We start from the raw sequence: 1,527 nt of genomic DNA, 5'->3' as shown, positions 1-1,527 counted from the left end.
GCTCTGATCAGTGGCCTGATCGGTGGCCTGATGAGGGACTGCCACAATCATGTGACACACCCGGTCGGGTTTCCCGCGGACGATTCATGATCAACCCATCTTCGGCCCTCGGGGCGCCGCGCGGCGGCGAGACCACGAGACAGGGAGAGTGACAGGGATGACGATCGGCCGCGCGCAACCCACATGCCCACCGACGATAGAGCCGCGAGGTTACGCGCATGTTCACCATCGGCGACGGGATGTATCTTCGGTGTTTGTGCCCGACCGGGGCGGATGCGAGCGGACAGCGGCTGGCCGGCAATCTATTCACCTGAAATGAACGCCGCCTGCCCGCACCGGCCATATCCGGCACGCCCACAACCCGCTGAAAATTCCGTGAAAAGGGACCACCGTCACTTCGGGTCCATTGATGCCAACTCACCTGAGATTTCCATCACCGTCACCTTGCGTCACGTACGGGATGTGCAGTAAAAACATCAACAGGGTTGACGCGCCATAATCGAAGCATGCGTTTCACTGAACGCAATCTGACCTGTCATCCGCGCCCGTCATCCGACGGCCCCTGCTCCTGGAGGTGGTTGACGTTCCGCAGTTGCTGACAAACACAGATCCCTCTCTTCGACGCGGCTGGCATCCGGTTGCCCTGTCATCCGAGGTCGGCGACGAACCAGTACCGATCCGCCTGCTCGGTGAGCCCTGGGCGATAGCCCGGCTCGACGACCGTGTGGTTGCCTTCGCCGACCGGTGCCCGCATCGCCTGGCACCGCTTTCGGCCGGCCGTGTGGACGGTCCCGAACTTGTCTGCGGGTACCACGGCTGGCGTTTCGTCGCCTCCGGGGAATGCGCGGCCGTACCCGCGCTCGGGCCGGGCGTGCCCGCGCCCAAACGGGCCCGCGCCACCCCTGCCTGGGGTGCCGCCGAACGCCACGGGCTGGTCTGGCTTGCGCCCGAGGAGCCGTTCGCGGACATTATCGACCTGCCGGAAGCCGACGACCACGCCTTCGACTCGGTGTGGCTGGAGGTGGTGCAGACGTCGTCATGCGCCGGCCTGCTCGCCGACAACTTCCTCGACACCGCGCATCTCCCGTTTGTCCACGCTGACACGATCGGCGCGGGCGAGGAGACAACTGTCCCCCCGTACAAGGTCACTCCTGACGGCAACGGATTCCGGGCGCACCTGAACCAAACCGTCGCCAACCCCGAGGACCCGGGTGTCGCGGCCGGTCTGCGGCCACTGATCCAGCGCCGCCGGTCAACGTATGTGTACAGCCCGCCGTTCCAGCTGCGCCTGGTGCTCGAGTATCCCGATGCCGGCGTCACCAACACGATCTTCTTCTGCCTGCAGCCAGAGGACACCGGGTCGACCCGCGTCTACACCCGCCTGCTGCGCGACGATCTCGGCGGGGACCAGGAGCGCCTCGCCGACGCCGCCCGCTTCGAGCAGGCCATCCTGGCTGAGGACATCGCCCTGCAGGAGCGCTTCAGGCTGGACGGTCTGCCGCTGATGCCCGACAGGCACGACAGGCA

The 1,527-nt window shown here is 65.9% G+C and carries 1 protein-coding gene; it reads left to right on the top strand.

Annotated elements, in window-relative coordinates:
* Nucleotides 1-592: 592 nt before the first annotated feature.
* A partial coding sequence (locus MJ783_RS20415; RefSeq protein ID WP_239312784.1) for an aromatic ring-hydroxylating dioxygenase subunit alpha occupies nt 593-1,527 on the top strand: 935 nt, incomplete at its 3' end.

It is taken from the genome of Protofrankia sp. Cj3, assembly GCF_917627355.1.
GTDB lineage: Bacteria > Actinomycetota > Actinomycetes > Frankiales > Frankiaceae > Protofrankia.
This window is presented reverse-complemented; position numbering and strand designations above follow the sequence as displayed.